This is a genomic window from Paramesorhizobium endophyticum (assembly GCF_014640615.1).
Lineage (GTDB): Bacteria > Pseudomonadota > Alphaproteobacteria > Rhizobiales > Rhizobiaceae > Paramesorhizobium > Paramesorhizobium endophyticum.
The window spans coordinates 55,381-68,994 of the sequence record NZ_BMHH01000015.1; the positions used below are offsets into that span (position 1 = coordinate 55,381).

A 13,614-nucleotide genomic window follows, 5' to 3' on the forward strand; every position below is an offset into this window, starting at 1 on the left:
CCGGCGGCGCGCTGCCTGTCCTCGCTGCGGTCTTCCTTTCCCTTTATCCACAACCTTCGTCAACCATTTCGCAACCATACGCTAATTGAGCCTTCGATACTTTAGGGACGGCCGTTACATCACAACGTCCTGTTGCAGAAATGTGACAGACTTTTGAAGCAAAGCAGACTAGATGAGCGACGTTAAATTCAACTTTGGGGTTTGAAATGAAAGCTGTACTTCTGGCTTCCGTAGCTGCGCTGTTTGCGACTTCCGCCATGGCTGCGGACGCTATTGTTTCGGAGCCGACGCCGCCCGCCGCTGCTGTCGACACCTTCTCCTGGACCGGCGGCTACATCGGTTTGAATGCGGGCTATGCCGGCGGCAAGTTCAAGCATCCGGTCACGCTTACCGATGAACTGACCGGCGCATCGGCTTCCGACTCGATCGATTTCGATGCCGATGGCTTTGTCGGCGGCCTGCAGGCCGGCTACAACTACCAGCTGGGCAACGGCATCGTTCTGGGCGCGGAAGCCGATTTCCAGGGCTCGACCGTCAAGGGTGACGATTCCTGGGATCTGGGCAGCGGCATCACCGCCAAGGGCGAGACCGAGGTCGAGTGGTTCGGCACCGTGCGCGCACGCCTGGGCTACACGCCGGTCGAACGCCTCCTCGTTTACGCCACCGGCGGTCTGGCCTATGGCAAGGTCAAGTCGTCCTATAGCCTGACCGACGGTGTCGACGAAATCGGCGAATCTGCCTCCAAGACGAAGGCTGGCTGGACCGTTGGCGCCGGCGCGGAATACGCGCTCAACAATCATTGGACAGTCAAGGGCGAGTATCTCTACACCGATCTCGGCAAGCGCACGCTGGTTGACTACACCGCCGGCGACCTCAACCTGAACCTCAAGAACGACGTAACGTTCCACACCATCCGCGTCGGCGTGAACTACAAGTTCTAGGCCTTACGCCACAAACGGATAAGAAGCCGCCCTTCTCCAGTCGGGCGGCTTTTTCTTTGGGCGCAATGGTGGGTTGGAAAGCCATTGCCGCGCCGTTTTACACGCCCGCAATTCTGTCTGGAACACTCGCCTCCCCACGGAGTTCCCCTACGGTATTCCCAACCAAGGAGGCCGATATGGAAACCCCGTACCCTACCCCGCCATTCGACACCCCGCACCAACCGATGCCCGGCATGACGGATGCGATGAATCCCAAGCCGGATCATGGCGAGAACAGCTATCGCGGCTCGGGCAAGCTCATGGGCAAAAAGGCCATCATCACCGGCGGCGATAGCGGCATCGGCCGCGCAGTCGCGATTGCGTTTGCCCGGGAAGGCGCGGATGTGCTCATTGCCTATGTGCAGGAAGACGAAGACGCGGAAGATACCTGCGCGCTCATCGAGGCCGAGGGGCGCAAGGCCGTCGCCGTGAAATGCGACCTGCAATATGCCGCGTCCTGCCGCGATGTGGTGCGCGCCGCCGCGAACGAACTGGGCGGCATCGACATCCTCGTCAACAATGCCGCGCATCAGGCAAGCTTCTCGAACCTCGAGGACATAACGGACGAGGAATGGGAGCTGACCTTCCGCGTCAACATCCACGCAATGTTCTATCTGGTGAAGGCCGCCCTGCCCTACATGAAGCCCGGTTCCTCCATAATCAACACCGCCTCGATCAATTCCGACATGCCGAACCCGACGCTTCTGGCCTATGCGACCACCAAGGGCGCGATCCAGAATTTCACCGCAGGGCTGGCGCAGATGCTGGCCGAAAAGGGCGTTCGGGTGAACACGGTTGCGCCAGGGCCGGTCTGGACGCCGCTCATCCCCTCCACGCTTCCGGATGAGTCGGTTGCGAATTTCGGCAAGCAGGTGCCGATGAAGCGCCCGGCTCAGCCTGCGGAACTGGCCTCCGCCTATGTCATGCTGGCCGATCCACTGTCGAGCTACACCTCCGGCGCCACCATCGCCGTGACAGGCGGAAAGCCCATTCTCTAATCAGACCATCCACTCCACGATACTTTGCAGCCGGTGTTCATCATCCGGCTGCAAATTTTTATCGCCGCTAATCCCACAAAAAAAACGCCCGCCATCTGGCGGGCGTTTCGTTGGGAGCGTGCATCAATTAGTGCTCGCCGCCCTTGCGACCGGCTTCGGCAGCGCGTTCACGGTCGTTCTTGAAGTTACCGCCAGAAACCTGGCCACCCTTGTGGCCAGCTTCAGCGGCGCGCTCGGGATCGTTCTTGAAGTTGCCTCCCGAGGCACGTCCGCCCTTCGCGGCGATCTCGCGCTGCTTGTTCTCGTCCATGGAAGCAAAACCGCGGTTGGAAGTGTTATCAGCCATTGTCTTTCTCCTTTAGCTGGTGAAACACACCTTGTTAACCAGTGAATAGGGATGATGTTCCCGGCTGAATCTGTTTTTCTTAAAAGTTGATTTCAGTCCGCTGCGTGTGCTTTCAAGCGCCTTTTTGCTACGGCTGGCTTGCTCTGGACGAGCACGATCCCCGCAATCGTCATGCCCCCGCCGATGAGGTGATAGACATGCAGCGCCTCATTGAGAAACAGCGACGCGACCACTGCTGTGATGACCGGAATGAGATTCATGAAGATCGCCGTGCGCCCGGCGCCTAGATGCTTCACCGCCGTCATCCAGACGAAGGGGGCGATGATCGAGCCGGGAATGGCGGTGTAGAGGATCATGGTCGCATTGGCCGGCGTGAAGCTCGCCGCGCCTTCCATGAGATAGCCGGGCAGCAGCAGCACGACGGCGGCGCCCATCTGCACATAGAGCGAAGTCCAGACGCCAAGCGGGATGGACCATTTCTTCAGGAGAATGCCATAGCCGGCATAAGCGAGAACCGCGATCAGCATGATCGCATCGCCCCGTCCCACCCCTTGCCAGAGGAGCAGCGACAGGTCGCCTTTGCCGAGCACGACGAAGATGCCGCAAAGCGAGAGCACGCCGCCCAGCATGGCAAGCGATGACGGCTTCTCGCTGAGGAAAAGCGCGCTCAGCATCAGCGTCAGGAGCGGCACCAGCGAAAGCAGGATCGCCATGTTGGTGGCGAAGGTGAAGCTCGCCGCATAATAGCCAAGGCCCTGGCATACGGCCATGCCGAGCAGTCCGAGAATGGCGAGCTTCGGCAGATATTTGCCGATGGTCTTCCTGTGCCGCCAGGCGTCTTTGGCCACGAAAGGCGTGAGCAGCAGGAAGGCCAGGAACCAGCGGTCGAAGGCGATCACGCCGGGCGGAATGGCCCCGGCGGCGAGCTTGCTGACGATGGTGTTCCCCGCCCAGATAGCGACGGCGACGAGCGAAAAGAGGATATATTTGGCAGGCATCGGCAATGCTCCGGTTTTTCAGAATTGCCTTGGGCCTACCAAATGGCGGATTATCGTTATATAGCGTTTTCCGGAAAGCCTCTTGCGATGATCGGACACCGAGCATGAACCACCTCATCCCCGAGGGCGAACGCCCCGCCCCCCTGTCGTTTCGCACCGAGAGCTATGAAGCGGGCGGCATATTCGAGATGCGCCGCCAGCCCTGGGGCAAGATCGGCTATGCGGTGCGAGGCGTCATGGAGGCGACCGTAGAGGGACGCCGGTTCCTCTGCCCGCCGCATTACGCGGCCTGGATACCCGCCGATACGCTGCATTGCTGCCACAACCGGCAGAACGTGAAATTCGTTTCCGTCTATATCGAGCGGGAGCTTTGCGCCGGCATGCCGCAGATGCCCTGCACGCTCGCCATGAGCCCGCTCGTCAAGGCCATCCTCGCCGATTTCGCCGCCCGGGAGATCAAGGTGCCGCGGACCGAGGCGGATATCCGGCTTGCTCTGGTGCTGGTTGACCAGTTGCTGCAAGCGCCCCGCCGGGAAAGCTATCTGCCCGTATCGGATGACAAATTGCTGCAACCCGTCATCGAAGCGCTGCAGGCCCAGCCCGACGACAGAAGATCGCTGGCTGAATGGGCGCGCTGCCTGAGCACGACAGAGAGAACCCTCTCCCGGCGTTTCCACGGCGCGCTCGGAATATCCTTCAACGAATGGCGGCAAAGGCTGAAGCTGGTCGCCTCCCTCTCCATGATCGAGGAGGGCACGCCGGTACAGGAAATAGCGGAGGCGCTCGGCTATTCGAGCCCCTCCGCCTTCATCGCCATGTTCCGCCGGCAGACGGGCGTCAGCCCCACCCATCTGTCATCCGTCAGTGGCTAGAGCATTTCTTTCTTTGACAGAACCGCCAAGTGACGGGCAACGGGATGAAGGGATGCTGGGCGTTTCCATCCAAAGTGAAATATTCTAACCCGTCACGCCGCCGCATCGCCCTCCACCCGTCGCGTCGTGATGGCCATCCACAGACCGAGCGTGGCGGCGAGGCCGCCGATCAGGAACACGAACGAATAGCCCCATGAATCCGCCAGAATGCCGGCCACGGGTCCCGTCGCGCCATAGGCAAGGTCCTGGAAAGCGGCGAAGCCGCCCAGCGCCGTGCCGCGCAGATGCGGGGGCACCTGCTTGACCACTTCGGAGCCCATGGCGGGAAACACCAGCGAGCAGCCGAGCCCGGTCAGCAGCGCCCCGGCGAGGGCCGCATAGGGCCCTGGCGCCATCCACAGCAGATATTGGCCGCAGGCTTCCACCGCGAGCGAGACGATGGCGACGGGCGCTCCGCCGATCCGGTCCGGCAGATGGCCGCCGAGAAGCCGCATCAGCACGAACCCCACACCGAAGCAGGTAAGGCCAAGCCCGGCATGGGGCCAGCCACGGCTGAGGAAATAGAGCGAGAAGAATGCGCCCAGCGCCGCAAAGCCGACCCCTTGCAACCCCACGGCGGCGCCCGGACGCCAGATGCGCCCGATGATCCGCCAGAACGGCTCGCGCTTGCCCGCCTGCGGCGCAACAGCCGGAAGCCAGTGGATGGCAACGAGCCCGGCGAGCGGCAGGGCCGCCGTCACCGCCATCAGCCCGCCAAAGCCCAGCCGGTCGAGCAGCATCAGCCCCAGCGGGCCGCCCAAGGCGAAAGCGCCATACATGCCCATGCCGACCAGCGCCATCACCTGGCCCGAGCGGGCATGGCCCATCAGGCCGATGCCCCAGCTGATCATGCCGACCATGGCCACGCTTTCGCCGAGCCCGAGGAGAAGCCGCCCGAGGATCAGCACCGTATAGCTCGCTCCGGCGGTAAGCCCCGGCCAGCTCGCCAGCAGGCAGATCACCCCCGCCGCCGCATAGATGACAAGGCCGCGCTGCATGCAGAGCTTGCCGCCGAGCCTGTCCGCCCATGCCCCGGCGCGCCCGCGCGTCAGGATCGTGGAGAGGAAGGCAATGCCGACCGCGAGGCCGCCATAGGCATTGTCGAGGCCGAGCCCCTGCACGACATGCACAGGCACTGCCGGAAGCGCCATGGCGACGCTGAGATAAGAAAGAAAAAGCGCCGCCGTCAGCGCGACGACGCGGCGATAGGCCAGATCTGGCCGGGTGGTATCATGCATCGTTGCATACTCTTGATTTAGAGCGTTTCACGGTTTGATGGAAACTGTTGCTACCGTGACCCCTTCACCCTCGCCCTTCGAGGCTCGCTACGCGAGCACCTCAGGATGAGGGTGAAGAGGCGTCGGCGTTTCAATAGCCCTCATGGTGAGGTGCGATTGGACCCTGATGAGCGAGCGTAGCGAGCCCCGAAGGGGGAATGAGCCTCGAACCACGAGGGCGCTTGGCGCTGTTTCCATCAAAACATGAACGGCTCTAGTCTGGTTGGTTTTCAGTACCGCGTCACCCGATACGCATGGAAAGCTCGATATCCTCGGCGAACGGCACCGACATGTAGCCATTGCCGGGCGAGCGGACATGCTCGAGATATTCAGGACAATAGTCGGCATTGTCGGCGACGATGAATGCGCCGGGGCGCAGGCGGTCTTCGACGAGCCGCAGGATTTCCGGATAGAGCGACTTTGCGCCGTCGAGCAGCAGCAGGTCGACCGTTTCAGGGAGATCGGCGCTCAGCGTCTTGAGCGCGTCGCCTTCGCGGATTTCGACGAGATCGATAAGCCCGCCTTCCGTCAGGTGCTGCCGCGCCCGCTTGACTTTCGACGGCTCGAACTCGCTGGTGATGAGCCGCCCGCCGCCATTGTCGCGCAAGGCCGCGGCGAGGTGCAGGGTCGAGATGCCGAAGGAGGTGCCGAACTCGAGGATTGTCCTCGCCCTTGAGCCGCGCGCCAGCATATAAAGCAGCAGCCCGGTTTCGCGCGAGACGGGCAGCCATAGATCCTTGAGGCGTCCATAAAGGTCGAGATATTCGGTCTTGCTGCGCATAAGGCGCTCCCGCTCGGCGCAGGATATTGCGGCGAGCGCCGGGCTCGTCGCCCTCTCGGCTTCGTCAAACAGGCGGTCGAGAAGCGGCGCCAGCGGCGCGGTGGTAAGCGTGGTCATCATATTCTCCGTTAGCAAGGAACACAGCTCTTGTGCCGGGCCGGAAAATACGAATAATTCGTCGCGTTTCCTATTCGCATTGGTGGAGCGTGTGATGAGCGGTGGCCATAAAACACTGGTATCATTGAGAAAACAGCCGAAACAGGCCCGCTCCAGCGAGCTTGTTTCGGCCATTTTGCAAGCCGCTGTTCAGGTTTTGACGCAGGAAGGCGCACAGCGTTTTACCACCGCGCGCGTGGCGGAAAGGGCCGGCATCAGCATCGGCTCGCTCTATCAATATTTTCCGAACAAGGCGTCCATCCTGTTCCGGCTCCAATGCGACGAGTGGCGGCAGACGGCCCGCATGTTGCGCCAGATCCTGGAAGAGAGGGAGAAGCCGCCGCTCGACCGGCTGCGGACGCTGGTGCACGCCTTCCTGCGGTCCGAATGCGAGGAGGCCGAGGTTCGCGTGGCCCTCGACGACGCGGCTCCGCTCTATCGCGATGCGCCCGAGGCTGAGACGGCTCGGGCCGAAGCGGACCGGGTCCTGACGGATTTCATGCACGACCTGCTCCCCGCCGCATCGGCGGATATCCGGGAGCGGGCCGGAGACCTGATCATGACGACGATGACCGCGGTCGGAAAGCAATTCTCGGAAACGCCGCGAACCGAGGCCGAAATCGTGGCTTACGCAAACGCCATGGCCGATATGCTCCGCGCCTATGTGGTGGATTTAAAGCGGGGTTGAAATCCAAATGGATTTAACGGAAGCGCGAGGCGCCCCCCTCTGCCCTGCCGGGCATCTCCCCCGCAAGGGGGGAGATGAGCCTTCATCGGCGCTTGGCACCAGTCGCAAGCGTTACAGGATGAAGCCGGAGCGTCGTGTCAGCCAATCTCCCCCCTTGTGGGGGAGATGCCCGGCAGGGCAGAGGGGGGTTACTGTCCCGCCAACGCCTCCGTCAAAAAAACGCCCTACCCCACAGCCCGCTCATACGCCGCACCATAAGCACCCGCCAGGAAGCCGTTGGAGAAGGCCGCGCCGGGCAGAAGCGCGGCAAGATCGTGCGCGGCCTCCTGTCCATCCATTCCGGCATCCAGAACCCGGCGGAAGATCGTGGCGACCGCGACCATGTCCGTGCCATGCGGCGAGAGGCGGAACGAGGTGACGCCCGCGGCGGTCAGTTGCCCGATATCATCAAGAAGATTGCAATAGGTAGACGACAGCGTCTGCACGCCGTTGACCGCAAGGAAGGATTCGCCGTCGAGCGTACCCACCTCCAGCCCGTCCGGATCCTCGCCGCAGACGAACTGGCAATTATCCTTGGCCAGCCCATGCACCCGCGCATGATAGCAGCGGCCGGAAATGGCGAGCGGCACACGTCCGAAAGCCCAGACCTCCGGCTCGATGCCGTGGAACGCCGCCTCCCGCGCCAGAAGCTCGATGGACGCGAGCGGCAGTTCGGGCGGCAGACAGACGCGCGTGGCGCCGCGCCGCGCCAGATGCGCAAGCGTGCCTTCATTATAGACATTGACCAGCGGGCCGACCGTGAAACGCCGTCCGGGGTCCATATGCGCCAGCATGGTCAGGTCGTTGACCTCCACTTCCATGCCGTCATTGGCCGTGAGGTCCACGCACATCTGCCGCTCGCGCTTCAGCGTGACCAGCGCCAGCGAGGAAAGGATCACCTTCTTGCCCGCGCGCTCGAGCCGCTCGATGGCCTCGGGAATGCGGTCGATATAGAATGGCAGCCGCTTGGAGCAGACCACTTCGCCGAGGCATACCCGGTCAACCGGCGCTTCGTCCGCGATGCGGGCATAGAAATCGCTCCATTGATCCGCCGTCCAGTTGAAGAGCAGCGGCCCGAGCGTGATGGAGGTTTTTTCTGTCATAGCCATGTCCTCACCTTCATCGCCACGTTTTGCGATAGGCGCCTGCGGTTGTCGTCTGTCCCTCGCTCAAATGCTGGAGCACACCGGCGGGGATCGGCTCGCCCGCCATTTGCGCATCGACCGCACGGCGGAAGCTCGCCACCACGTCGCGGATATAGGACCGGCTTCGCTGGCGCCCCTCGATCTTGAAGGCGCTGACCCCAGCCTGCACGAGTTGCGGGATGAGCGTTGCGGCATCGAGACTCACCGGATCCTCGAAGACATGGCCGCGATAGTCCCCCGCCGAGAAACAACCCTTGCACAGCGTCGGGTAAGGCGCGGGCTGATGCTTCGGCACGCGGTCGATGGTGAATTCGCCGAGGTGCGAGACAAGCTCGCCATTTTCCTCGCGGTAGTGGACATGGCTCGCGGGCGAGCAGACGCCGTTCATGTTGGGCGATTTGCCTGTCGCGTAGGAGGAGAGCGAGCAGCGCCCTTCCGCCATCACGCACAGGCCGCCGAAGACGAAAACCTCCGTCTCGCAGGCCACGTCCCGGTTGATCGCCGCGATCTCGTTGACAGTGAGCACACGCGGCAGCACCACCCGCTTGACGTCGAATTCTTCGACATAGAAGCGGATCGCATCGGCATTGGCCGCCGCCGCCTGCACCGAGAGATGGCGTCTCAGGCCGGGATGCTTCTCCCTGGCATAGGCGAGGAGGCCGATATCGGCGAGGATGACGGCATCCGCCCCTGCCCGCTCCGCATTGCCGATGGCCCGGTGCCAGATCTCCCCAGCGCCCGCCCGGGGAAACGTGTTGATGGCGACGAGCACGCCCGTCCCGGCGGCATGGGCATAGCGCACGCCTTCCGCCATTTCGTCAGGCGAAAAATTGAGTCCGGGGAAATTGCGCGCATTGGTCTCGTCATTGAAGCCGCAATAGACGCTGTCCGCCCCGGCATCCACGGCGGCGCGCAGGGCCGCGGGCGTTCCAGCCGGACAGACGAGCTCCGGCCTCATCCCATTCTGCATGTCTTAACTCCTGTCGCAGCGCGTCAACGGCAGCCCGGTCAGGCGGGACGCCACAGGCACCAGATTTCTTGTGGCCCGCTCGATAATCCGGCTGCCGCCGAGCATGGCCGCCATCTCCGCGGCGAGGTCGAGTTCGGCGTCGTCAAGCGCATTGCGCAACGCCAGCACCGCCTCCGTATCGCCCTCGATGACGATATCGCGGGAGAAGAACAGGGCATCCCCATCCGCCGCGCCGTGCAGCATGCCGAGCAGGGCCGAGAGGTTTCCGGCGATACGCGCCTCCCATTCGCCACATTGATAACGCCTCCGCGCCTCGATTCGGGGGGTATCACGGGCCGGAATCAGGCGAAAAACGAAGGGAAGATCGGTGGGATCGATCAAAAACGTTTTCTTGCCCTGCGCCCCGAGCCGCGCAAAAAGCCCCGGCTTGCGCCGCCCCACGCTCGCCACGAGCCGCTGAAGCGCGAACTCGAGAGGAGGAAGAGGAAGAGGCGCAAGCGCAAGCCGGAGCGCGCCCGGGAGGACGGGGATGGCGGATGTATCTGTCATGGCGCGCAACATGCATGGAAAGCTCCTCCCAAGTCTTTGCGCCTGCGCAAAGACTTGGGATCGGCGCGAAAGGCACATGATCCTCCAAGGAGTACCCTATGCCCATTCGCGACCTGCCTCCTTTCCGGAACCTGCGCGACTTCCTCACCCATCTCGACGCGGAGGATAATGTCGCCCGCATCGAAACGCCGGTTTCGCTCGTCCATGAGATGACCGAGATACATCGCCGCGTCCTGAAACGCGGCGGGCCGGTCTTGCAGTTCGACCATCCGGCCGATGCGCAAGGCAATGAGGCGGCCATGCCCGTGGTGGTCAATCTCTTCGGCACGATGGCCCGTGTCGCCGCAGGCCTCGGCGTCACGCCGGAAAACCTGCCCGTGCTGGGCGAGGCGCTTGCCGCGCTGCGCGGGCCGCAGCCTGTCAACGGGCTTCGCGACGCGATGAGCCGCCTTCCCATGCTCAAGGCCGCCTTGCGGACGCGCGCGCAAACCCTATCGCGCCCGCCCGTGCAGGCGCTAATCCGCCAGGGAGATGATGCCGATCTCGGCCACCTGCCGGTCCAGACCTGCTGGCCGGGCGAGCCCGCGCCGCTCATCACCTGGCCGCTGGTCATCACCCGCCCGCCCGACGCCGATCCTGCCGGGATCGCCCGCATGAATGTCGGCGTCTACCGGATACAGGTTCTCTCCCGCGACCGGCTGATCATGCGCTGGCTGGCCCATCGCGGCGGCGCAGCGCATCACCGCGCCTGGGCGGCGCGCGGCGAGGATATGCCCGTCGCCATCGCCATCGGCGCGGACCCCGCCACCATGCTTGCCGCCACCCTGCCGCTGCCCGAAACCCTGTCGGAAATGAGCTTCGCCGGCCTCCTTCGCGGCGAGCGCCCGCGCGTTGCGCCCGCCGTCACCGTGCCGCTGATGGTGCCCGCCGATGCGGAGATCGTCATCGAAGGCTGGGTCTCGGCGACGCAAACCGCCCCCGAAGGCCCCTACGGCGACCATACCGGCTATTACAACCAGGTTGAGCGTTTCCCGGTCATGCGGGTGACGGCGATCACCACGCGCGAGAACCCGCTCTATGTCTCCACCTTCGCCGGCCGCCCGCCCGACGAGCCGTCGGTCATCGGCGAGGCGATGAACCATCTCGCCGTGCCGCTCATCCGCCAGCAGATGCCCGAAATCGCCGATATTCACTTCCCGCCCGACGCCTGCTCCTACCGGCTGGCGGTGGTGTCGATCAGGAAGCGCTATCCCGGCCAGGCGCGCCGGGTGATGGCGGGGCTTTGGGGCATGCTGCCGCAGTTCAGCTACACCAAGGGCATTGTCGTCGTGGATGACGACATCGACGTGCGCAGCGGCGCGGACATCCTCTGGGCCGTCTCGACCCGCGCCGACCCCTCCCGCGATCTGATGCTGATGGAGCGCACGCCCATCGACTATCTCGATTTCGCCTCGCCACAACCCGGCCTCGGCGGCAAGCTCGGCATCGACGCCACCACCAAGATCGGCAGCGAGACGACACGCGAATGGGGCAAACCGCTTGTTATGACTCCCGAGATTATCGCAAAGGTCGATGCGCTGTGGTCTTTACTATTTTAATGGAAACATCGGCGCTCTACGTCGTCCCCCTCTGTCCTGCCGGACATCTCCCCCGCAAGGGGGGAGATTGGCTGGCACGACGATCATCGCCTATTATGCAATCTCTACGATTGACAGCAAGCATGGATGAATGCCTGATCTCCCCCCATGCGGGGGAGATGTCCGGCAGGACAGAGGGGGGCGCTGTCCCGCCGATGCTTCCATTTGAAACCCAAAACACTCCGAGCCTCCAATGACCGCCCGAATCGTCGTCGGCATCAGCGGCGCTTCGGGCGCGGCCGTCGGGGTCGAGATCGTCCGGACGCTGCTCCATCTCGGCGCAAACGTCGATCTCGTCATATCGAACGCCGCCGAACGCACGATTGCCGAAGAGCTCGGTCCCCACACCCTCGCCGAAATCGACGCCCTTCCCATCCGCCGCCACGACCCCTCGGATATCGGCGCAACCATCGCCTCCGGCTCCAACCCGACCCATGGCATGATCGTCGCGCCCTGCTCCATGCGCACGCTCTCCGCCATCGCCCATTCGCTTTCCGACAATCTTCTGGTGCGCGCGGCGGATGTGCATCTGAAGGAGCGTCGCCCGCTGGTGCTTGTCGCCCGCGAAACCCCGCTCCATCTCGGCCATCTGCGCGCGATGACGGCAGCGACCGAGATGGGCGCCATCATCATGCCGCCGGTCCCGGCCTTTTACCTGAAACCTCAGGATATTAACGAAATCATCCAGCAGATCGCCCGCCGCGCTGTCGATCTGCTAAGGATAGCACCAGCGACAGCGATGGCGTGGGATGGTGGAATGAACCCGGCGAGCCCTGAAGGCTGACAAATGGCGATACCTCGAAACAAGGACGAATTGCTGAATGCAATCAATACGAATTTCGACCGCCTCTATGAGGATCTCGCCTCCCTCCCCGAAACGGCTACCCCCATTCGAACCATGGAAGGACATGCCAAGGGAACGCTTATGAGCGCCGCCAATCTGGTCTCCTATCTGGTGGGATGGAACGAGCTTGTCCTCAAATGGCTGGAAAGAGACAAGCCCGGCCAGCCCGTCGATTTCCCCGAAACCGGCTTCCAGTGGAATGAGCTCGGCCAACTCGCCCGGAAATTCTATCAGGACTATGACGGGACGCCCTATCCCCTGCTCCTCGAACGCCTGCAGGAGGCGAAGAGGCGGATCGTCGCCGAGGTCGAAGGCCGCGATGACGCCACGCTTTATGGCCGAACCTGGTATCGGAACTGGACCATGGGACGCATGATCCAGCTCAACACCTCATCTCCCTACGACAATGCACGCAAGCGCTTGCGCAAGTGGAAGCGGCAGATAGGCTTGCGGGTGGTCTGAATTTCGTCTGGACCGTCGTTGTGATGGAGAGGCTGAGGCATGGATTCCTGTGACAAGCACAGGAGTGACGGGTGGAGATGGCGGTTCTCAAACGAGAACCGTTGTGCAGGCGACGCGGATGGAGGACTGTCATCCACAATCAAGCACCCCGTCATCCTGGGCTTGTCACAGGAATCCATGCCTCTACGCGTCCTTGCGCCAGCGCAACCAGCGCTCGGCTTTCCGCCAAGCTGGAGAAGTCTGGTGCTCCTCGCCCCCGCTTTGCGGGGGAGAGGTGGCCGCGTAGCGGACGGTGAGGGGGGCCTGACGATTCCGTGAAAGGAAGAAACGCACTAAGGCTTAATTCGCCACCTGTCCCAGAAGCGCCTCGAAATGGATCTTCGCCTTCCCCGGATGCTTCACAGCCTTGGCTGCGTCGAGGTTGGTTGGCGCGCCCACCTGGATCAGGGCGACCATGCCCATGCCGTAATGCGGCAGGCATTTGACGCCGTAGAGGCCTTCCTTGGTCAGCGTCACCGTGACCTCTTCATTGGTCTTGCCCTTGAAAGCCTCAGCGCCGTCAGGGAGCATCCCCTTGATGATCTCCGCATTATGGCCCTTGTCGGTGGGCACGAATTTGATGGTGTCGCCCGGCGCGGCCTTGATGAAATCCGGTTCGAAGACCATCACGCCTTTCGCACCCTTGTTGAGCATCTTGACCTCGATTTCGGCGGCGCCCGCATTGGCGGCGAAGATGGCGGCAGCGCCGAGGGTCAAGGCGGCAAGGATTTTGTTCATCGTTTTTCCCTTTCCTAGGAGCATGATCCCGAAAAGTTGCAGACTTTTCGGATGAG

The 13,614-nt window shown here is 63.0% G+C and carries 15 protein-coding genes; 7 read left to right on the top strand and 8 right to left on the bottom strand.

The window, feature by feature from the left end; translation table 11 throughout:
• The first annotated feature begins 206 nt into the window (after positions 1–206).
• Positions 207–941, top strand: coding sequence for an outer membrane protein (locus IEX53_RS16735; protein ID WP_188825328.1), 735 nt, complete (start codon positions 207–209; stop codon positions 939–941).
• 176 nt (positions 942–1,117) lie between these two features.
• Positions 1,118–1,978, top strand: a complete 861-nt coding sequence (locus tag IEX53_RS16740) for an SDR family oxidoreductase (RefSeq protein WP_188825329.1) — start codon at positions 1,118–1,120, stop codon at positions 1,976–1,978.
• A gap of 127 nt (positions 1,979–2,105) precedes the next feature.
• On the opposite strand, the gene IEX53_RS16745 is transcribed toward IEX53_RS16740, so the two are convergent.
• Together IEX53_RS16745 and IEX53_RS16750 are read right to left on the bottom strand one after the other, a co-directional pair.
• On the bottom strand, positions 2,106–2,324 hold the full coding sequence (locus tag IEX53_RS16745; protein ID WP_188825330.1) for a con-10 family general stress protein: 219 nt from the start codon (positions 2,322–2,324) through the stop codon (positions 2,106–2,108).
• A 92-nt stretch (positions 2,325–2,416) separates the two neighbouring features.
• Complete coding sequence (locus IEX53_RS16750; protein ID WP_188825331.1) at positions 2,417–3,322, bottom strand: DMT family transporter; 906 nt, start codon at positions 3,320–3,322, stop codon at positions 2,417–2,419.
• Between the two features lie 104 nt (positions 3,323–3,426).
• On the opposite strand from IEX53_RS16750, the gene IEX53_RS16755 reads away from it, so the two are divergent.
• Positions 3,427–4,194: an AraC family transcriptional regulator gene (locus tag IEX53_RS16755; protein ID WP_188825332.1), complete on the top strand. Its 768-nt coding sequence runs from the start codon at positions 3,427–3,429 to the stop codon at positions 4,192–4,194.
• A gap of 92 nt (positions 4,195–4,286) precedes the next feature.
• Here IEX53_RS16755 and IEX53_RS16760 read toward each other — a convergent pair whose 3' ends face one another.
• Complete coding sequence (locus IEX53_RS16760) at positions 4,287–5,471, bottom strand: arabinose transporter (protein WP_188825333.1); 1,185 nt, start codon at positions 5,469–5,471, stop codon at positions 4,287–4,289.
• A 280-nt stretch (positions 5,472–5,751) separates the two neighbouring features.
• Positions 5,752–6,408 (bottom strand): O-methyltransferase, encoded by a 657-nt coding sequence (locus IEX53_RS16765; protein ID WP_188825383.1) that lies wholly within the window; start codon positions 6,406–6,408, stop codon positions 5,752–5,754.
• Positions 6,409–6,502: 94 nt separating this feature from the next.
• On the opposite strand from IEX53_RS16765, the gene IEX53_RS16770 reads away from it, so the two are divergent.
• The gene (locus IEX53_RS16770; RefSeq protein WP_188825334.1) at positions 6,503–7,135 is read left to right on the top strand and encodes a TetR/AcrR family transcriptional regulator; all 633 of its coding nucleotides are present in this window, start codon (positions 6,503–6,505) and stop codon (positions 7,133–7,135) included.
• A gap of 224 nt (positions 7,136–7,359) precedes the next feature.
• Here IEX53_RS16770 and ubiV read toward each other — a convergent pair whose 3' ends face one another.
• Genes ubiV through ubiT form a run of 3 tightly spaced genes read right to left on the bottom strand, consistent with a single transcriptional unit; the run spans position 7,360 to position 9,838 of the window.
• Positions 7,360–8,277: a ubiquinone anaerobic biosynthesis protein UbiV gene (ubiV, locus tag IEX53_RS16775; RefSeq protein ID WP_188825335.1), complete on the bottom strand. Its 918-nt coding sequence runs from the start codon at positions 8,275–8,277 to the stop codon at positions 7,360–7,362.
• 16 nt (positions 8,278–8,293) lie between these two features.
• On the bottom strand, positions 8,294–9,289 hold the full coding sequence (gene ubiU / locus IEX53_RS16780; RefSeq protein WP_236016240.1) for a ubiquinone anaerobic biosynthesis protein UbiU: 996 nt from the start codon (positions 9,287–9,289) through the stop codon (positions 8,294–8,296).
• Positions 9,290–9,292: 3 nt separating this feature from the next.
• On the bottom strand, positions 9,293–9,838 hold the full coding sequence (gene ubiT / locus IEX53_RS16785; protein ID WP_188825336.1) for a ubiquinone anaerobic biosynthesis accessory factor UbiT: 546 nt from the start codon (positions 9,836–9,838) through the stop codon (positions 9,293–9,295).
• Between the two features lie 98 nt (positions 9,839–9,936).
• On the opposite strand from ubiT, the gene IEX53_RS16790 reads away from it, so the two are divergent.
• From IEX53_RS16790 to IEX53_RS16800, 3 genes are all read left to right on the top strand, one after another.
• The gene (locus IEX53_RS16790; RefSeq protein WP_188825337.1) at positions 9,937–11,436 is read left to right on the top strand and encodes a UbiD family decarboxylase; all 1,500 of its coding nucleotides are present in this window, start codon (positions 9,937–9,939) and stop codon (positions 11,434–11,436) included.
• Between the two features lie 232 nt (positions 11,437–11,668).
• Positions 11,669–12,259 (top strand): UbiX family flavin prenyltransferase, encoded by a 591-nt coding sequence (locus IEX53_RS16795; protein ID WP_188825338.1) that lies wholly within the window; start codon positions 11,669–11,671, stop codon positions 12,257–12,259.
• Between the two features lie 3 nt (positions 12,260–12,262).
• Positions 12,263–12,781, top strand: a complete 519-nt coding sequence (locus IEX53_RS16800; protein ID WP_188825339.1) for a ClbS/DfsB family four-helix bundle protein — start codon at positions 12,263–12,265, stop codon at positions 12,779–12,781.
• A 339-nt stretch (positions 12,782–13,120) separates the two neighbouring features.
• Here the strand turns inward: IEX53_RS16800 and IEX53_RS16805 are convergent, their stop codons facing one another.
• The gene (locus tag IEX53_RS16805) at positions 13,121–13,558 is read right to left on the bottom strand and encodes a pseudoazurin (RefSeq protein WP_188825340.1); all 438 of its coding nucleotides are present in this window, start codon (positions 13,556–13,558) and stop codon (positions 13,121–13,123) included.
• Between the last annotated feature and the right edge of the window lie 56 nt (positions 13,559–13,614).